The organism is Chitinophaga fulva (genome assembly GCF_012927205.1).
GTDB lineage: Bacteria > Bacteroidota > Bacteroidia > Chitinophagales > Chitinophagaceae > Chitinophaga > Chitinophaga fulva.
Window position 1 is genome coordinate 460,220 of record NZ_JABBGC010000003.1, and the last position, 19,292, is coordinate 479,511.

The window sequence follows — 19,292 nt, forward strand, 5'->3', positions numbered from 1 at the left end:
CTATCAATTTCGTAATTAATTGTATATGTATTTCTCTTATTCTTAGCTTAAAGCCTTCCGTCAACCAGGCTCCTGTCTACACAAGCTTTGGTATCAAAAATGACCCCGTTGTTCCGTCTGTATTTCAGGTAATCAAAGGTTAAAAATTCTTTATGGGCAACAGCTATGACGATAGCATCGTATACAGCTGCTTTATCGATAGCGCCGAGGATTTTCACGCCGTATTCTTCTTCTACTTCTTTAGCATCGGCCCATGGATCGTAGACATCCACCACAAGGCCGAACTGTTTCAGTTCGTGGTAGATATCGACCACGCGGGTGTTTCGCACATCCGGGCAATTCTCCTTGAAAGTGATGCCCATGATCAGTGCCCGGGAGCCTTTGATCTTATGATCTTTGTCGATCATCAGCTTCACTACCTTGTTGGCAACGAAGTGTCCGATATGATCGTTTACACGGCGACCGGAGAGTATCACCTGTGGGTGATAACCTAAGGATTCCGCTTTATGTGCCAGGTAATAGGGGTCAACACCGATGCAGTGACCACCCACCAATCCTGGTTTGTATTTAAGGAAGTTCCATTTGGTGCCTGCAGCCTCGATCACATCGTTGGTATCGATACCGATCCTGTCGAAGATGAGCGACAGTTCATTGACGAAGGAGATGTTTACGTCGCGTTGCGCATTTTCGATTGCTTTGGAAGCTTCAGCCACTTTCAGGCTGGGGGCTTTATGGGTACCGGCTTCGATGATAGAGCTATAGAGCGCATCCACCTTATCTGCTATTTCAGGCGTAGAGCCGCTGGTTACTTTTTTGATTTTAGTGAGTGTATTCACTTTATCGCCCGGGTTAATCCTTTCAGGCGAATAGCCAACGAAGAAGTCGGTGTTGAATGTCAGGCCGGAAGTCTTTGCCAGTACCGGTACACAGTCTTCTTCCGTACATCCCGGATAAACGGTTGATTCGTAGATGACGATATCACCTTTTTTCAGGACGCCACCGAGCATTTCAGAGGCCTTGATGAGCGGGCGCAGATCGGGCGCTTTAAAGGTATCGATTGGCGTGGGTACGGTCACAATGAAAACATTGGCTTTCTTCAGGTCTTCCACGTTGGATGAAAAAGAAAGTCCGATCGTAGATTTAGGGTCTTTTTTCAGGGTGATCACGGCGTTGAGGTCTTCGAGGTTGGCTTCCCGGGTACGGTCCGTACCTTCGGACAGTTCTTTTACTCTCTCCCTGTTAATATCAAATCCGAGTACTTCGTACTTCTTTCCAAATTCGATTGCCAAAGGTAAACCAACATAGCCAAGTCCTATAATGGCCAGGTGGATCTTCTCAACGCTGTTGCTATTCTTAACCATAAAATTTATAATCTGTCTATTTTTTTAATATCTTCTGCCACAAAGGCTTTTAGCGGGCTGAAGGGAGATAACACACGAATATACAAAATCACTCCGCTACTTTCCATTAGGGACGGCCCATTTTGTCAGTTTCCGTAGTAATCCCCTTTTCTCATCGGCTTCCATGCCGTATCCATAGCCATATCCGTAACCGTAGCCATAGCCATGACCGCTTTGGGTGGTCACATCATTGATGATGATATTGAGCCGGGGCAGTTTACGCTGCATGTACAGGTCTTTCGAGATCTGAAGCTGCTGTTTCATTGTCACGCCATGGCGTACAACGTAGAGGGAAGCATCCGCATGCCGGGCCAGCACCTGGGCGTCCGTTACCAGGCCAATGGGGGCCGAATCGATGATGATATAATCGAAACGCTCGTTCAATTCCCGGAACAGCTCCTGCGTTCTTGCCTGCAATAGCAGTTCAGTAGGGTTAGGCGGTATCGGGCCTGAAGAGATAAACCAACAGTTCTCATGAATACCGGAAGGATTGATCAGATTGCGGATGTCCGTTTTTCCGATCGCATAGGTACTGAAACCTTCATGATTATCCAGTCCCAGTCTTTCAGCGATCTTTGGCTTACGCAGGTCCATTTCCATCAACACCACCTTCTTGCCCGACATGGCCAGGATAGCAGCCAGGTTGGTAGACACAAAGGTTTTTCCTTCTCCCCCCATACTGGACGTAATAATGACCGATTTTTGGGTGATGTCCGCCAGTACAAACTGGAGGTTGGTCCTCAGGGCCCTGAACTGTTCAGCCACCGGAGAGCGGGAGTTGGACCTAGTAACCAGATAACCGCTCGGGTTATGCCCGATCTCAGCCAACACAGGCACAGGCGTGTTGTTGGTAACATCCCCCTTATTTCTTATCCTTCTGCTGAGCAGTTCCTTCATATACTGGTAGCCGGCGGGGAAGGCAATGCCCAACACGAGGCCCAGCAACAGGATGAGGAAACGCTTTGGTTTAAATGGCAGCGCATCACTTTTTGCATCGTCAATGATACGGGCAATGGCCATGTTCGAAGTCTTGGAAATAGCAGATTCCTCTCTTTTCTTCAGCAGGAACAGGTATAACTCCTGTTTGATAGCCTGTTGCCGGGAGATGTCGAGGAATATCCGCTCTTTTGCCGGTACCTGCCGGATCTTCTGGCTTAAGGCGCTGGCGTTCCGCTCCTGTTCTGAAATGCCCACTTCAATGCCTTTCTTCAGGGAAGAGAGATTGCTCAGCAGATCGCCACGGATGCCCGCCAGCTGCTGGTCCATGTTTACCACCAGCGGGTTGCTGGCGGTGTTGGACATCAGCAAGCGTTCCCTTTCGAGCTGCAGGTTATTGTATCGTTGTACAAGTCCTACGAAAGTAGGGTCCTGCACGATGAGCGAAGAGGGTACTACGCGTTTATCATTTTCCGCCGCGCGGATATATTGTTCGAGCGACTGTACCACATTCAGTTGCACCTGTTGTTCCAGCAGCTGCTTATGGGCATCACCGGTACCTTCCACGAGCAATTTCGACTGTGCCTGTATATCTGCCAGTTCATTTGCCTGTTTAAACTGCTGGATGTTTTTTTCCACACCGGAAAGCTCCTGCGTTACAATGATCAAACGGTTATCAATAAACGCTATGGTACTATCGGCAATGCGGTTTTTGTCTTCCACGCTTGCCTGCAGGTAACTATTGAGCAGGTTGTTGAGTATCTTCTCTCCTTTTTCCGGTATTTTGGTATCCAGACCGAGATCGATGGTGCTTACCTGTTTATTGGGTATGCGTACATCCAGTAATTGCTGGTAGTTGCCGGTGGTTTCATCAATGGACGAAACTTTGATGATGTAGGAAGCATGAGCGAAGGGGAAAGCCGTGCGATCAATTTTCACCACGCCTTCCGGCAAATGCAGGGTATCCTTCCAGGAAGCGGTACGGCTTCCTCTTGGACCTGACAGCTGGAACTTATCGACACCAACCGGAGCAATCGTGTAAGACACTTTATTGATCGTATCGTTGAGAGCAAGCCATTGCAGGGCAAAAGGCAGATTGCCGTATTGCTCGCTTTCCTTGATCCTGCCTTCTGCGAAGTAAGAGGTATTCAGCTGCAGGTTCTGAACAACCTTTTGCATCAACGTCCGTGACTTGAGTATTTCCACTTCATTATCGACACTGCTTTTATTTGAAAAGACTTCCAGTTGCTGCAAGATTTCCTGGCCGGGAATATTGCCGCCTTTCTGGTCGTCTTTCACCAGTATTTTCGCCCTTACCTTATAACCCGGGGTAGCATACCGCAGGTATAACCAGGCCACCAGCACACCGGCCATCATGAAAAGAAGGAAGAAGTACCAGTGGCGCATAAAACTATCCAGGATATAACGGGGAGTAATACCGCTGTCGGTTTTCTGTACCATTGGTTCGTGTCCATTTCCATTCAAATGGGCAGCGCTTTTTACAAAAATTTGCTCCGGCATTTTTTCTTATTAAATAGTTAAAAATTAACCCGCGACACCGCAACGATCAACAACGATAAGACAGATGCCATAATGGATATTCGTTTCACCTGTGTAAAATCAGTGCTGGCCACCTTTGCTTTATTAGGTTCCACATATACGACATCTCCCTGATGGAGGTAGAAGTAAGGTGAGGCAAAGAGGTTGCTCTGGTTCAGGTTGAATCTTACAAATTCTTTCTTTCCTTCTTTATTCCTGATCAATAATACGTTCTCTCTTTTTCCGTAGATAGTAAGATCTCCTGCGGCGCCCAGCGCATCCAGCAGGGTGACTTTCTCGTTCGGCATCACATAGGTGGAAGGTTTATTCACCTCCCCCAGTACGGTGACCTTAAAATTTGCAAACCGCACGTTCACCACCGGATCTTTATAATAGGCAGCTGCTTTATTTTTTATATCCTCTCTCGCACTGTCGGTCGTTTTTCCCTGTACCATCACTTTACCAATCAGCGGCAATACCACATAGCCGTCTTTGTCGACGAGATATCCGCTTACTGGTGACATCGCCGGTGCAGCAGTCTGGTTATTGCCGGCCGGTGCAGCGCCACCGGTGGCCTGGTTCAGCAAAGCGGTGGCAGCCGGGTCCAGTGTCTGGATAGTTACCTGCAGGATATCGTCGGACTGGATCAGCGGCGTTGAATAAGCTGCCTGCTGTATTTCGGTTTGCCGGACACTGTCCGGAATGTCTTTGAAATAGGTGATGTTCTTTGGTGCCGAGCAGGAGGTAATTCCTGCAGCTATCAATACCAACAGACCTTTCAGATTACTGATAAATCGCTCCCACATATTAATTATACTGTTTCTGTTTTTTAGATGATCATTTTGTCTTTGTCCAGTTCCTCATAAGCAGAATTCTTGCTGATGAATTCCGGCACGAGTTGCTTCATCCGGGCTACAGTGGGTGTCAGGTAATGTTTCTGGGCCGATTCTATCAGCAGGTTCACCTGTTCATTCACTTCACTGAAATTATAAGCACGTACCTTTGCGATCATGATTTTTTCATGATAGGTAGGCATGGTATTTTCCGCGTTATTCAGCAGTTCTTCGTACAATTTTTCACCCGGACGCAGGCCGCTATAAACGATCTGTATGTCTTTACCAGGTTCCTTTCCGGCCATGCGGATCATTTTGCGGGCCAGATCAGCGATCTTCATGGGCTTGCCCATATCGAAAACAAATATCTCACCGCCCTGTCCCATGGCGCCTGCTTCCAGCACCAGCTGACAGGCTTCGGGTATTGTCATAAAATACCGGGTGATCTCCGGATGGGTAACCGTGATCGGGCCTCCGTTTTCCAGTTGTTTTTTAAAGCGTGGTATCACCGAACCATTAGACCCCAGTACATTCCCAAAGCGGGTAGTAATAAAACGGGTGGGCGGTAAACCAAACACCGGACCTGTTTTCTTGAAATGATTGTTGATCTTGTTATTAAAGGACTGTGTAAAGATCTCTGCGATACGTTTGGAAGCTCCCATCACATTGGTAGGGTTCACGGCCTTATCAGTAGATACCATCACAAATTTCTCCACCCCGAACTCCACTGCCAGTTCCGCCATGATCTTGGTCCCCAGCACATTGTTCATGACCGCTATGGAAGGATTTTTTTCCATCATGGGCACATGTTTGTAGGCCGCAGCATGATATACAATGGCAGGTGCATATACCTCAAACAGCTGCTGCATGCGTGTTCTGTCACATACGTTACCGATAAACGGAATAATTGGAATTTTTGAACCCATTTCCGCCATCTCCAGTTCCAGCTCATGTAGTGGAGATTCCGCCTTGTCACAGAGGATAATAACAGCCGGCTGATGACGGATCACCTGTCGCACAATTTCACTCCCGATAGAGCCAGCAGCACCGGTTACGAGGATGCTCTTGTCCTTGATTTCCTCTTCCAGTTTTTCATTTTTTATATCGATGACAGATCTTTCCAGGAGATCTTCAATATTGATGTCTTTCAACTGTATACCATTATTTTGTGTACCATCAATCCATTGGTTGACCGAGATGATCTTTTGCACTTTTATATTCAGCATAATACATTCATCCACCAGTTCATTCAGCCGCTGTCTATCCAGATGATCATCCGGTATGAGCAACAGAGATATCTTTGCCTGTTTCGCCATCCCGAAAAGCTGCCCTCTCCGGGCTGCATACACAGGCAGTCCTTCGATGGATTTACCGGCATGTCCGTTGGTTTCCGCGAGAAAAGCCACAATACGGATATCCGCTTCCGGATTATCATTGATGGCCTTTCGTATCATAATACTGGTCAGTCCGGTATGGTAGATAGCAGCCCTAACTTTATTGACAGCACGAAAATTTTTATAGTATTTAAATATCCATTTCACCAGAAGGCGGTAAGACAACAACAGGAAAGAGGCAATAAAGAAACTAATCAGGACTACTGACAATGGGAAGAAATTAACTTCAGCATCCAGCAGATGACTGTAGCCGATGGTCAGTAAGATACAGCTGCCGGCAAAGTTCATGCAGGCGATATTGGCGATATCCGCCAGGCTGGTATGCCGGACAATGCCCCGGTAGGTGCGCAGTAACAGGGACAATACCAATGTTACCCCTAACATGATAAAGGAGATTTCTTCAAGCGGATACGGAGTGAGGGCCTCCATATCAAAATTGAGCCTGAGCAGAAAGGCAAGATTGATGGCGATGACGGAGCACCCAAGGTCAAGCATCAGAATGAGCCATGACGGGGTAATCCATGATGATCTGTTCACCATAGGTTTCAATAATAGATACGGTTAAGAAATATTTGCTCGTCCAATCAGACAAAGTAGCGCGGGGTGGTTTTCATAGAGGCGCTTTACTCTCTGGTCAGACAGCTTGACGTTTGATTCGCATTATTTGGTTTTTCAAGTTATGCAAAGTAAAGATTAAATTTTGACATCTACCATTATGAAAAAGTAAACTATCAAAAAAAATTTCACCCCGCAACTATAGCTTCCATCAATCAAATACTGACAAGACAATAAAGGCAAGTACAAAACCCGCCAACTGCAAGTGGTTCGTCTCCTGTTCACATACAGGTTATTTGGACGACTAACTTAACAGGTTAATGCTAAAAAGGCTACTTCAACAGCAACTGTTGATATCGGGACAGGACAGGTGCAATACCTTCACACATGATTGATTGTACAATTGACAGTCATTCTCGTTTCTAATATCCTCATGCGTTGGCACACAAAATAATTGATACATGGTTTTTCTTTTTTCCGGTTAACTAAGTTCACAATATGGTTAAAGTGTATTCGCTATATGGTTAAAATAAAAGCAATTCTAAAGTTGTTCTTTTGATGGCCAGTGGAAACAAACACCATACCAACTTTCACTAAAACGATGATTTTCCGTTAACAAACCATCTTTTCGTTCATAAAAGTAAGTGATTTTTTGAATAAACCTACAGTTAAAAATGAATTTAACCTAAAACAAATACAGCCAGGCTCTTTGCGCCATGGGCGCCCAATACAAGGGATTGCTCTATGTCAGCGGTTTTGGAAGGGCCTGCAATAAACACACCGAAACCGGTTTGAGGTGCACCGATTTTTTCATAGGCATCATGCATCGTTGCCAATATGCGTTCCCGTGGTATTATAATAGCGAGATGCTGGCAGATAAAAGGTAAAACCCTTACGGCTATATCATTTTCAGTTAACCAGATGGCACCATTTTCAGCAACGCCCCATTGTCCGGTTACCACCGCCATATCTACATTTTCCAATTGATGCGGATCTTCGTGTGCCCATTCCTGTTTATCATCAGCAAACACGACCCTTTCAAGATGCGGATAATGTTGTGCCAACAACGCGGGCACCTGTGCTTTATCAGTAATCTCAAACAGGCTGCCACCAAGACTTTCCAGCACTTTACGATAAGCCTCCAGTGTGGCTGGCATCTCTCCTGCCAGGCCTTTCAATGATGGCAACCCAGTTGCTTCCGGTTGATTTTTTTTCACGGCGGCCAGTATCTGTTCCCTGCTACTCATATCAATATATTATTTAGGGCTGTTTATTTTTTTGTTGATTGCTGTTGTGCGTACCATTCAGAGAATGACTGCGCGGGCGGCGCCGGCATCTCCCGTTGTTTATACCATGGGTTAAAACGATTATTGACCATCCCCGGGAAAGCACGTAACACCCAACGGCCCATCTTACCCGCTTTTTTAAAATTACCAGGTTTGGAGAGCACCGCGTTCATCACTTTCATGCCGGCAGTTTTTGCTGCGCTGGTATGACCTTCCTGCACCAATACCTGTCTCCATTTATATAATTGCTGATGGATGTCGATCTTCACCGGGCATACGTTGGAACAGGAGCCGCACAGCGTGGAGGCAAATGGCAGATCGGCATAATCCTTCATATCGAGATTAGGTGCCAGTATGCTACCGATAGGACCGGCAACGGCTGTATGATAACTATGGCCGCCACTGCGACGATATACCGGGCAGGTATTCATGCAGGCACCACAACGGATACATTTCAGGGAGTTACGGAAATCTTCACGCCCCAGTTGCCGCGAACGCCCGTTGTCCACGATCACGATATGTAGTTCCTTGCCGGGGGCCGGTTTCCTGAAATGACTGGAATAGGTGGTAATAGGTTGCCCTGTAGCGCTGCGTGCCAGCAGCCGCAGGAACACACCTAAATGTTTCCGCTCCGGAATAATCTTTTCAATGCCCATGCAGGCAATATGTACATCCGCGAGATGAGCGCCCATATCAGCATTACCTTCATTGGTGCATACCACCATCTCGCCGGTTTCCGCCACCGCGAAATTCACGCCGGTGATAGCCGCTTTGGACTGCAGGAACTCCTTACGCAGGTGCAGGCGTGCCGCAGCCGTCAGGAACTGCGGATCAGCATTACCAGCCGGCGTGCCCAGGTGCTCATGGAACAGCTCTCCTATCTCTTCTTTCTTTTTATGGATACAAGGCAATACGATATGGCTGGGCGGTTCTTTCGCCAGCTGTACAATACGTTCACCGAGGTCAGTGTCTATCACATCGATACCATTGGCTTCCAGATGCGGATTCAGATGGCACTCTTCCGTTAACATGGACTTGCTTTTCACCATCCGTTTTACGCCGTGTCTTTGCAGGATGTCTGTAACAATGCGATTATGCTCCGCAGCATCAGCAGCCCAGTGGACTACGGCGCCGTTCTGTAACGCCTGCTGTTCAAACTGTGTCAGATAGTCGTGCAGGTTACCCAGCACATTTAGTTTTATCTGTGAAGCGGTTTCCCGCAGTAGTTCCCATTCGGGGATGCTCCATGCCTGGCGGTCACGTTTGGCCCGTACCCACCACAGGGTTTCATCGTGCCAGTTCACCCTGGGCTCATTTTCGTTGAACTTGTCCGCCAGTGTGGCGTGATCAGTGGTTGGCCTGTTCATGGATCTGTTGATTAAGGATTTCAGCAATATGCATCACTTTTACCGGCTGATGCTGCCGGCGGAGAATACCTTCCAGGTGCATCAGGCAACTAACATCTGTACCGGTGATGATTTCAACGCCGTGTTTAACGTGATCGGCTACACGGTCTTTTCCCATTTTCACGGAAACAGCCTCCTCTGTTACGCAGAAGGTGCCGCCAAATCCGCAGCACTCATCTTTACGGTCGAGGTCTATCAGCTCCAGGCCTGCCACCATCCGGAGCAGCTGTTCCGGTTTGGAGAAAGGCGCCGCCACCAGCTCGCTCATCTGTGCCAGCCCAAGGCCGCGTTGACCGTGGCAGCTCTGGTGCAGCCCTACTTTATGCGGAAAACGTGCAGGCAATGCCGTTACCTTTAATACATCTGTGAGAAATGCTGTCAGTTCATATATACGTTCCCGTATGCCGGCGGCTGCCGGTTCATTGGCGGGGTCATGCAGGTGCTCTTTGATATGCAGCACACAGCTGCCGGAGGGGCCCACAATATAATCGTAAGCCGCAAAATTATGGACAAAGAGGCTGTTGCACTGATGCGTCAGATGCTCATAGCCCGAATTGGCCATCGGCTGGCCGCAACAGGTTTGTCCCTGCGGGTATTCCACCTCACATCCCAGTTTCTGCAACAGCTGCAGGGTGGCGATGCCTACCTGCGGGTAGAACTGGTCGATATAACACGGTATAAATAATCCTACTTTCACAGTGGTAGCGATTTTAATGGTCATTCCTAACGTGCAAATTTAGCGGCAGCCACCGTAGTAATCCTACCTCTTTTTTACCGGTTACTGGCTTATTTTTCACTGATACAAAATAATAAGGCCGGGCTGCATTAGCAACCCGGCCTGTTATGTATGGTATGTTTCTGTTTTACGGTTGTACTTTGATGGTGACTTTTAACCGCTGCCCTTCCGCGCGGGATACCTTGATCACCCCGATTTTGCCGGCGGCATTTTTGAACAGCACGACACCATCGTAGGTGGTAGAGAAAAAACTGTCGTCCTCCTTTACTGGCAGGTTATTCAGCGCCGAGCCGTGCGACAGCGTATCGAATTTCAAAGGATCAAAGACCTGTATTGACGGTGAATTCATGATCTCCGTAATGGTGGCATTATCAAACGTGAGGCTATGGGACGCCGTAGCGGTAGCGCTGCTGAAGAACAATCTACCCGGGTCTACGCCCGCAAACACCAGGTCTATGTTTTTACCATCTTTAGGGAGATTGCCCCGGTAGTACATTTTACCGTCTTTTGTAGAGAAGGCGATGCCCACGGTCTGACTGGTGCCACTGATATCAAATTCCAGGTCCTTGTATATCGTCAGCGAATCCTTGGGCGTTCCCCCAGGTTGTTCCGGTTTCGGTACATTGTCATCGTTATTATTCTTGTCTTTTTTGGAACAGGCGGTCAGCATGGCGGTAAAAATAACCGCGCCTAAAATGAGTTTTTTCATAGGGATAATGGTTTTAAGCTGGCGTTTTCAGGTTTTCACAGTATGTGATCGGTCATAAAAAAACGGCTATATGCATAGCCGTTACAAATATAAAAATATTTAAATGATAAATATCGATAATTTATCTGCTTAACTGGAAGACATCCGCCAGCAGTTCATATGACCGGAGCCTGTCGGCATGGTCCTGGGTAATGGTGGCAATCACCAGTTCATCCACCTCATAATCCGCCGCCAATTGTTCGAGGCGGGCCTTTACCTGTGCCGGGGTACCGGAAATACGCCGGCCGCTGTTGGCCCGTATCCGCGCCAGCTCTTCCGCGGTATACTCGATATCTTTAATTTCTTCATAGGTAGGAAATACATCGTACTTCCCTTTTTCAAAGCTGAGCAGGCGATAGTCCATCACCGCTTCCAGCTCAGCTGCTTTTTCTTCCGTATCGGCGCAGAAGACAAAAATGCCTACGCTGGCCTGTGGGGCGGCGAGGTGCTCCGAAGGACGGAACTGTTGACGGTATTTGGCCACTGCCTGCGGGCCACCTACCGGGTAGATAAAATGGGCAAAAGAGAGGGCTATCCCGAAATGAGCCGCCAGCAGGCCGCTTTCGCCGCTGGAAGTAAGCATCCACAGGTCGGGCGAGGAAGGTATGACCGGGATGGCCTTTACTTTTTCCTGCATGCTGCCGGGGGTGGCTTTATCGGTAAGCCATGCCTGCAGGTCTACCACCTGCTGCACAAACTCTTTAGGATCAAAGGTATTGGAGGGATTGAGGATATGCGCCGTGATACGGTCGCCACCAGGCGCCCTGCCGATGCCCAGGTCTATACGCCCTGGATACAGTGCTTCGAGCAACCGGAAATTTTCTGCAACTTTAAGGGTACTGTGATTCGGCAACATCACGCCACCGGAACCGATGCGGATACGCTCCGTTTCAGCGGCCAGCCGGGCTATCAGTATCTCCGGAGAGGCGCCGGCCAGGCTGTTAGTGTTATGATGTTCTGATAACCAATAACGGGTATAACCCAGTTTATCTGTCAGCCGTGCCAGCTGAACGCTTTCCTGCAAGGCTTCCATGGCATTGCTGCCGTTTCTGATCGGAGATTGGTCTAATACGCTTAGTTTCATCGTCTGTCGGTTTAATCTTTCATAATCTCTTCTTCCTGCTGTTTTTTAAGATACCATTGTACTACCCGTATTTCTGCGAAGGACACGGCGGGGCCTACACGCTCTTTGATAGGTCCGGCTGCCGTAGCGCCCAGTTCGCGGATATGGGATATAATCAGTTTCACCGTTGATTCGGACACAAAGCGGTACAGGTCCAGCTCTCCGGCCTCTACACACTGGGCCAGATGGCTTTCTACCGTACTTACCGCCAGTTGCCGCGCCACGGCGATGTCGGGGATGTTCTTACCGCCCAGGTACAATTCCAGCGTACCCCTGCGGCTGCTTCCCTTTTCTACTTTGCCTTTAGCTTCCGGCTTGCCGCCTTTTTTTCCAGCTACGCCATCCGCTTCAGCATTTCTCATTTTCGTATAGTCTTTCAGCCCTTTGGTAAAATCCAGATCGGCATAAGACACTTCCCATACCTGTTGCAACTTCTGCCAGCAATCTGCTTCCAGCGACATGAGCTGTAACAAGTATTTTTTGGATTTCTGTTTTTTAACAGCCGTGATATGTTCCTGCAACGGCTGTATCAAATCTTCGTATATGCTTTTGGTGAAGTAACCGATAGCCTTGGTCACACGCTCTTCCAGCTGATCGGTTTCACCGGTTTGCACGGTCGTGTCGAGCAACTGATGCAGCTGTACCACAAAACGGTTGGCCACTTCCTGTTGCTGCTCCGTTTTAGCTGTCAGCTGGCGGCTTACCTGTAAGGCCGCATCGATGTCGGGCACTTTTTTGTCCTGTATCCATACCGCATGGCTGCGGATATTGGCCTGCATACGGTACCAATCGAACAGTTGCAGCAGCGAGGTAGCCTGGAATTTCTTCCGTTCCATTTCCAGCAACACCACCAGCTCGTTGGCTTCCACTTCTTTCTCAGCAAACTCAATTACCTGACGGTCTGTTTTGATACTGCCGTAAGTAATACGTGAATGCAGTACCAGTCCTTCCAGCGATGTACAACGGCTCAGCGCCACATACACCTGTCCGGGTGCGAAAGCATAACCGGCATCGATAATAGCTCTTTCAAAAGTAAGGCCCTGGCTTTTGTGGATGGTGATAGCCCATGCCAGCCGGATGGGAAACTGTGTGAAGCTGCCTATTTCTTCTTCATCGATACTGTTCTCTTCCTGGTTGAAGGAATAACGGATATTACGCCAGGTTTCTTTACCGAGTTTCAGCTCCTCGTGGGAGCCGGACAGCAACAGCGTAATTTCCTCGTCATCAATATCTGTTACCGTGGCCAGCTTACCGTTATAATAACGACGGGGTTGTGCCAGATCATTTTTCAGGAACATTACCTGCGCACCGATTTTCAGTTGCAGCACCAGTTCCGTAGGCAGGGCTTTGTCGCTGAAATCCCCTTCTATCTTGCCTTCAAAACGAAAGAGCTTCCCTGGCATTTCGGCCAGCCGGCGGGCGTTGATATCATCCGCCTTACGGTTGTGGGTAGAGAGCACGATGTATTCCCCGTCTTCTCCTTTAAAATAAGGGTCATAACGGTCGTTGAGCAACATAAGGTCATCTTCTTCCACTTCACTGTTGCGGATACGGTTGAGCACATCGATGAACAGCTGTTCGTTCTGCCGGTATATCTTTTTTAATTCGATATACAACGGAGGCGCCTGGTCAATTACCCGCGCATCGAAGAAAAAGGAGCTGTTGTAATACTCTGAAAGCAGCTGCCATTCAGAGTCCGGCACTACCGGTGGCAGCTGGTACAGATCACCGATGAAGAGCACCTGTACACCCCCGAAAGGCAATAGCGGTTTATTCCGGAAGTGCCGCAGGATGGTGTCAATGGCATCGAGCATATCACAGCGTACCATACTCACCTCATCGATGATGAGCAGTTCCAGTTCCTGTAACAACACTTTTTTATCGTTGGTAAAACGGATGTTACGGAACAGGCTGTGTTTATCTGTGCTGCTGATTCCATCCATGCCAAACCCGCGCTTGCTGCCCGGAACAAAAGGTCCGAAGGGCAACTGAAAAAAGGAGTGCATGGTAACCCCGCCGGCATTGATCGCTGCCACGCCGGTAGGTGCCACCACCACGGTATTTTTCTTCGTATGTTCTTTGATATATTTCAGGAACGTAGTCTTCCCCGTACCGGCTTTACCGGTCAGGAACACATGGCGGTTTGTTTGGTTAATGAAATCTGCCGCCAGGTGGAAGATGATATTTGTACTATCAGGTTGGGGCATGATATTTAAAATTGAAACCGCAAATATAATTTATTTTTTCTCGATCCAGGATACGCGGATTCCAACGTTTCCATGAATCCAACGAATCCCAACGAATCCCAATGTCCCCAGGGCTAAAGCCCTGGGCTACGATGTTATTCAAGTCCGTAATGTTGGATGGGATGTATATGGATTAATTAATTACTAATTATAAATAGGCTCAGAGTATGGTGTTATTAATGGTTTGTGAATTATGAATTTAACTCCATAGGGACTAAGGTATAATAGGGTCATAAATTAAATAACGGACCTACACACTAAACGGATTTGAACAACATCGTAGCCCAGGGCTTCAGCCCTGGGATTATGGGGGATTATTGGATCACGGGCACAAAAAAACCGCCCCGGAGCATTGCCCGGGGCGGTCCTCAACAAAACTATTATTCAATAAGTTATGCCAATCTTACGTTAACAGCATTCGGGCCTTTTCTGCCTTCTTCCACGTCGAATACTACGCGGTCATTTTCGCCGATGCTTTCTTTGATACCAGAAACGTGAACAAAAATTTCTTGTCCTGTTCCTTCGATTTTAATGAATCCAAAACCTTTAGCTTCATTAAAAAATTTAACTACACCTGTTTGCATTTTTTATTAATATTTAATTGTGAACGTGTTCTCGCCATTTTTTTAACAGGCGGCTACCTGGGGGCAACTAGAAGAAAAAATGTAAGAAAAAAGCTGAATGTACCCGGAGATCACCAACAAAATGAAATACAATATTCTTAAGAAGCGGGACGAAGATAACTGTTTAGCCTTTACCATCCAAACTTTTTTGTAACAACACCGAAAGCAGTTTTATTTATATATTTTTGATACCTATATGAAAAACACGGACGCATGGCGTATTAAGGCCATTTTAACCGGCTCTGCCGGCAACCTCGTGGAATGGTACGATTGGTACATTTACACTACTTTTTCACTTTATTTTGCCCCTGTATTCTTCCCAAAAGGCAGTTACACAGCGCAATTGCTGAATACCGCCGCCATCTTTGCGGTAGGTTTCCTGATGCGCCCCATCGGTGGCTGGATGTTTGGCCGTATTGCCGACCAGAAAGGGCGAAAAGCAGCTATGACGCTGTCTGTCCTCCTGATGTCATTAGGCTCTGTACTGATTGCCTGTACCCCTTCCTATAACAGCATCGGGGTGGCCGCGCCGGCCCTTCTGCTGATAGCCCGGCTGCTACAGGGACTGAGCGTAGGTGGTGAGTACGGCACCTCTGCCACTTATCTCAGCGAAGTGGCCACTGCCAGCCGGCGTGGCTTTTTCTCCAGCTTCCAGTATGTAACGCTGATTGGCGGGCAACTGACCGCCCTGGGGGTGCAGATGCTGCTGCAACGGGTGTTCCTTACATCGGAACAGCTGCATAGCTGGGGATGGCGTATCCCCTTTGTGATCGGTGCCCTGCTGGCTTTTGTAGCGCTGTACCTGCGTACCCATATGCAGGAGTCCGGCTCATTTGAGCAACATAAGTCTTCCAAAAACAAAGGCTCTGTAAAAGCCCTCTTCCAGCAATATCCCCGGGCGGCTTTCACCGTGGTAGGCCTCACCATGGGCGGTACCCTGGCTTTTTACACCTATACCACCTACATGCAGAAGTTCCTCGTCAATACGGTCCACCTGACCATTGAAAGAGCTACTACCATTACGTTTTTTGTGATGCTGATATATGCATTTCTACAACCCTTATTCGGCTGGCTGTCAGACATCTATGGCCGAAAGCCGCTGCTGATCGGGTTTGGCGTGCTGGGCACGGCACTCACGGTGCCTATCCTCACGGCGATTAGTCAGACTACCTCCGAATGGGCCGCTTTCGGGCTGATCCTGGGGGCACTGGTGATAGTGAGTGGTTATACCTCTATTAATGCGGTAGTAAAAGCGGAGATGTTCCCGGCGGAAGTGCGGGCGCTGGGCGTGGGCTTCCCTTATGCCATTACAGTGGCGCTCTTCGGCGGAACGGCGGAACCGATCGCCCTGTATTTCAAAAAAATCGGCCACGAACCATGGTTTTACTGGTACGTGACCGTTTGTATCTTTATTTCCCTGCTGGTGTATATCACGGCACGTGATACTAAACAGACTTCCTACCTGGACAAGGATTTCACGGAACCATCGGCATAACCGATGATAACGCGACTGGCGTAGTGGAGGAACAGTCCGTTCTCCACTACGCCGGGAATATCATTCAATTGTTGATGTAATGTCACCGGGTCCTTGATTCGCTCGTAATGACAATCGAGTATATAATTGCCATTGTCGGTCACGACCGTGCGGCCATTGCTGGTGCGCAACACCGGCGCGGCATCCAGCGCGAGGAGCCTTCTGAAGGTAAGCTCCCATGCAAACGGGATAATTTCCACAGGTAACGGAAAGCGGCCCAGGTATTTTACCACTTTAGACTCGTCTGTCACCACAATCATTTCAGCAGAAGCAGCTGCCACGATCTTCTCACGCAACAGGGCTGCTCCTCCTCCTTTGATCAGCCGCAGGTGTTCATCCACCTCATCGGCGCCGTCAATGTCCAGGTCTATTTTATCCACCTCGCTGAAAGGAATGATGGTAATACCCTGTTTCCGGGCCAGCAGCTCGGATTGCTCAGAGGTAGCGACCGCCTTCAGCGGCATACCGCCTCTCACCATCTCGCCTATACGCATAATTGCATAATAAGCGGTGCTGCCGGTACCCAACCCTATGGTCATATCCGGTTTGATGTATTCGGTGGCTTTTTCGCCGGCGGCTTTTTTAGCCAGGTCCTGTTGTTGCATACAACAAATATAAGGAATCAGAGGGAAGACAACACCTCGTCCAGATGAGCCAGCAAGGCGTCGGTATTGGCCTTGTTGAATACCATGGGAGGTTTAATCTTCAGCACATTGTGCAGCGGACCATCGGTGCTAAGCAGGAAGCCCCGTTGTTTCATGGCTTCCACAACTACATCTATCTCGGGAACAGCGGGTTCCAGCGTATTGCGGTCACGCACCAGTTCAGCCCCGATGAAGAAACCATGTCCACGCACATCTCCGATAATGGCATGTTTATCTTTCAGCTTACGCAGTCCTTCCATGAAATAGTTACCGGTTACGCGCGCATGTTCCTGGAGACCTTCTTCCTTGATCACATTCAGCACAGCCAGCCCTGTAGCCATAGACACCGGGTTGCCGCCGAAGGTATTGAAGTACTCCATACCATTGTTAAACGCATCTGCGATAGCGCGGGTAGTTACCACCGCTGCCAGCGGATGCCCGTTGCCAATAGGTTTGCCCAGTACTACGATATCCGGCGTCACCTCCTGTAATTCAAAGCCCCAGAAGGCGTCACCCACACGACCGAAGCCTACCTGTACTTCATCGGCGATACATACGCCGCCGGCAGCTTTCACGGCGGCATATACCGCTTTCAGATAACCCGGCGGTAAAGGTATTTGTCCGCCTACGCCCAGCAGCGTTTCGCAGATATAAGCGGCTATGCCCCTGCCCTGCTCTTTCAGACCGGCAATGATGCCGGAAACGTCCGCAGCATATTTTTCTCCTGCCTGTGGGTCGTCTGCGCGGTAAGGCCCGCGGTACATATCGGGATTGAGTGCTTTATGCGTATGTTCCGGCTTACCGAATCCTCCTTTGCCATCAAATTTATACGGGCTCAGTTCCATGGCCACTGTGGAAGTACCGTGGTAGGCATGATCGAGCACGATCACATCTTTCTGCTTCGTATAATGACGGCTCATACGGATAGCCAGGTCATTGGCTTCGGAACCGGAATTGGTAAAGTAACAAACTTCCAGTGATGGCGGCAATGTAGCGATCAGCTGATTGGCATAATCCACCAGGTGGTCATGCAAATAACGGGTATTGGTATTAAGCCGCGCTGCCTGCTGCTGCAGGGCTTTCACCACCACGGGATGGCAGTGCCCTACGTGACAGGGATTGTTCACACAGTCAATATAAGTACGGCCTTTGTCATCGTAGAGATATTGTAATGCGCCACGGATGATTTTCAGCGGCTCTTTATAGCTGATGCTCAGGTTACGGCCGATATGTGCTTTGCGTTCGGCCAGCAGCGGTGCGTAGTCAGCTGTATCATTGATCACGGGAGCAAAGCCGCAGGCAGTACGGAAAGCCTGCTGCATAGCGAGCGGATTGATGGTGATCAGGTGGAAGAGCAGTTTCCAGGCGCCATTTTCGGTGATGAAGTGGAACTCGTTGTCGCTGCCTGCCGCGGCTTTTTCTGCGGAGGTAGTCACGCTGATGCATAAACGTGCAGCGATCAGGTAATACAGCAGGTCTGTTTCTTCCGGCGTAAGCGGGTAGGCTTCATGGTATCCTTTCACCACGGCCACGGCAGCTTCCAGCGGGTCGGTAGCTTCCAGCATGGCGTACGTACAAGCTATGGCCACATTGTGGATCAGCTGTGTATACACCATATCGCCGAAATCGATCAGGCCACTGACGAGATCGTTCTGTACGAGGATATTATAGTCGTTGGCATCGTTGTGGATATAGGCTTTACGCAGGCGATGCCTCAGTGGCAGCACTTCTGTTTCCACCTGTAACAGGAAATAAGCTGCCAGCCGTTTCTTTTCGGGATCTTTGATGCAATGCAGCTGATCGCGGGCATCGAGCGCATGCGCGAGGTCCCAACGGATATCGCGGTGCATGGCCGGATGGGAAAAATCTTCCAGTGCTTTGTCCATTTTTCCCAGGAGGCTTCCCCAGGAAGTATACAGATCGCGTGTACCCTTTACCGTTACTACCGGCTGCCCTTCCAGCCAGGTATATAAACGGATGTAATACAGCTCTTCCGGCGTAGCGATGCGGGTAACCGGTTCATCTTTCATATTGCGCACTACCTGCTGAAAACGGCCTTTGGTATCACGTTTGGCCAGATGCTCCAGTATGCGCACCTGCGCATCGAGGAAAGCGGGATGCTGGGATTCGCCGGCAATCTTGCATATCCAGGAGTTGCCCTGTTCATCTTTCACATGAAAATTGGCTTCATCGTAGCCTTCCAATTCTTTCGCGGTAACGGTAAGACCGTAGTGCTCCTTCAGCAGGTTAACCACCCCGGTGGTAGAAAATGTATAAAACATAGCGTCT

The 19,292-nt window shown here is 48.8% G+C and carries 14 protein-coding genes; 1 reads left to right on the plus strand and 13 read right to left on the minus strand.

The genetic code is table 11. The annotated features are described in order from the left end of the window. Positions 1-47 precede the first annotated feature (47 nt). The 11 genes from HHL17_RS25120 to HHL17_RS25170 all read right to left on the minus strand — a co-directional run bounded on the left by HHL17_RS25120 (position 48) and on the right by HHL17_RS25170 (position 14,786). The gene (locus HHL17_RS25120) at positions 48-1,361 is read right to left on the minus strand and encodes a nucleotide sugar dehydrogenase (RefSeq protein ID WP_169227600.1); all 1,314 of its coding nucleotides are present in this window, start codon (positions 1,359-1,361) and stop codon (positions 48-50) included. A gap of 96 nt (positions 1,362-1,457) precedes the next feature. Further along, complete coding sequence (locus tag HHL17_RS25125; protein ID WP_169227601.1) at positions 1,458-3,797, minus strand: GumC family protein; 2,340 nt, start codon at positions 3,795-3,797, stop codon at positions 1,458-1,460. Positions 3,798-3,874: 77 nt separating this feature from the next. After that, positions 3,875-4,681 (minus strand): polysaccharide biosynthesis/export family protein, encoded by an 807-nt coding sequence (locus HHL17_RS25130; protein WP_169227602.1) that lies wholly within the window; start codon positions 4,679-4,681, stop codon positions 3,875-3,877. Between the two features lie 23 nt (positions 4,682-4,704). Continuing rightward, positions 4,705-6,642, minus strand: coding sequence for a polysaccharide biosynthesis protein (locus tag HHL17_RS25135; RefSeq protein WP_169227603.1), 1,938 nt, complete (start codon positions 6,640-6,642; stop codon positions 4,705-4,707). 695 nt (positions 6,643-7,337) lie between these two features. Beyond that, the gene (locus HHL17_RS25140) at positions 7,338-7,904 is read right to left on the minus strand and encodes a LutC/YkgG family protein (protein ID WP_169227604.1); all 567 of its coding nucleotides are present in this window, start codon (positions 7,902-7,904) and stop codon (positions 7,338-7,340) included. Positions 7,905-7,927: 23 nt separating this feature from the next. Further along, a complete protein-coding gene (locus HHL17_RS25145) occupies positions 7,928-9,310 on the minus strand; it encodes a lactate utilization protein B (protein ID WP_169227605.1) in 1,383 nt (460 codons plus the stop codon). Further along, entirely contained in the window at positions 9,291-10,070 is a 780-nt protein-coding gene (locus tag HHL17_RS25150; protein WP_206156168.1) for a (Fe-S)-binding protein, read from the minus strand. The genes HHL17_RS25145 and HHL17_RS25150 overlap by 20 nt, the downstream gene beginning before the upstream one ends. Positions 10,071-10,212: 142 nt before the next feature. Next, a complete protein-coding gene (locus tag HHL17_RS25155) occupies positions 10,213-10,794 on the minus strand; it encodes a hypothetical protein (protein WP_169227606.1) in 582 nt (193 codons plus the stop codon). Positions 10,795-10,915: 121 nt separating this feature from the next. Next, a complete protein-coding gene (locus HHL17_RS25160) occupies positions 10,916-11,917 on the minus strand; it encodes an LLM class flavin-dependent oxidoreductase (RefSeq protein WP_169227607.1) in 1,002 nt (333 codons plus the stop codon). 11 nt (positions 11,918-11,928) lie between these two features. Then, on the minus strand, positions 11,929-14,163 hold the full coding sequence (locus tag HHL17_RS25165) for a helix-turn-helix domain-containing protein (protein WP_169227608.1): 2,235 nt from the start codon (positions 14,161-14,163) through the stop codon (positions 11,929-11,931). Between the two features lie 431 nt (positions 14,164-14,594). After that, positions 14,595-14,786: a cold-shock protein gene (locus HHL17_RS25170; RefSeq protein WP_078668260.1), complete on the minus strand. Its 192-nt coding sequence runs from the start codon at positions 14,784-14,786 to the stop codon at positions 14,595-14,597. Positions 14,787-15,021: 235 nt separating this feature from the next. Here HHL17_RS25170 and HHL17_RS25175 point away from each other — a divergent pair, with 235 nt between their 5' ends. Further along, positions 15,022-16,320: an MFS transporter gene (locus HHL17_RS25175; protein ID WP_169227609.1), complete on the plus strand. Its 1,299-nt coding sequence runs from the start codon at positions 15,022-15,024 to the stop codon at positions 16,318-16,320. On the opposite strand, the gene rpiA is transcribed toward HHL17_RS25175, so the two are convergent. Then, a complete protein-coding gene (gene rpiA / locus HHL17_RS25180; protein WP_169227610.1) occupies positions 16,284-16,964 on the minus strand; it encodes a ribose-5-phosphate isomerase RpiA in 681 nt (226 codons plus the stop codon). The two genes, HHL17_RS25175 and rpiA, sit on opposite strands and share 37 nt — an antisense overlap. Before the next feature lie 17 nt (positions 16,965-16,981). Further along, entirely contained in the window at positions 16,982-19,285 is a 2,304-nt protein-coding gene (locus HHL17_RS25185; protein ID WP_169227611.1) for an aminotransferase class III-fold pyridoxal phosphate-dependent enzyme, read from the minus strand. Between the last annotated feature and the right edge of the window lie 7 nt (positions 19,286-19,292).

Coding starts and splice junctions, on each gene's coding strand:
- HHL17_RS25130 (WP_169227602.1), bottom strand. CDS start 4,681: ATGTGGGAGCGATTTATCAGTAATCTGAAAGGTCTGTTGGTATTGATA.
- HHL17_RS25155 (WP_169227606.1), bottom strand. CDS start 10,794: ATGAAAAAACTCATTTTAGGCGCGGTTATTTTTACCGCCATGCTGACC.
- HHL17_RS25140 (WP_169227604.1), bottom strand. CDS start 7,904: ATGAGTAGCAGGGAACAGATACTGGCCGCCGTGAAAAAAAATCAACCG.
- HHL17_RS25170 (WP_078668260.1), bottom strand. CDS start 14,786: ATGCAAACAGGTGTAGTTAAATTTTTTAATGAAGCTAAAGGTTTTGGA.
- HHL17_RS25165 (WP_169227608.1), bottom strand. CDS start 14,163: ATGCCCCAACCTGATAGTACAAATATCATCTTCCACCTGGCGGCAGAT.
- HHL17_RS25125 (WP_169227601.1), bottom strand. CDS start 3,797: ATGGTACAGAAAACCGACAGCGGTATTACTCCCCGTTATATCCTGGAT.
- HHL17_RS25175 (WP_169227609.1), top strand. CDS start 15,022: ATGAAAAACACGGACGCATGGCGTATTAAGGCCATTTTAACCGGCTCT.
- HHL17_RS25185 (WP_169227611.1), bottom strand. CDS start 19,285: ATGTTTTATACATTTTCTACCACCGGGGTGGTTAACCTGCTGAAGGAG.
- HHL17_RS25160 (WP_169227607.1), bottom strand. CDS start 11,917: ATGAAACTAAGCGTATTAGACCAATCTCCGATCAGAAACGGCAGCAAT.
- HHL17_RS25145 (WP_169227605.1), bottom strand. CDS start 9,310: ATGAACAGGCCAACCACTGATCACGCCACACTGGCGGACAAGTTCAAC.
- HHL17_RS25150 (WP_206156168.1), bottom strand. CDS start 10,070: ATGACCATTAAAATCGCTACCACTGTGAAAGTAGGATTATTTATACCG.
- rpiA (WP_169227610.1), bottom strand. CDS start 16,964: ATGCAACAACAGGACCTGGCTAAAAAAGCCGCCGGCGAAAAAGCCACC.
- HHL17_RS25120 (WP_169227600.1), bottom strand. CDS start 1,361: ATGGTTAAGAATAGCAACAGCGTTGAGAAGATCCACCTGGCCATTATA.
- HHL17_RS25135 (WP_169227603.1), bottom strand. CDS start 6,642: ATGGTGAACAGATCATCATGGATTACCCCGTCATGGCTCATTCTGATG.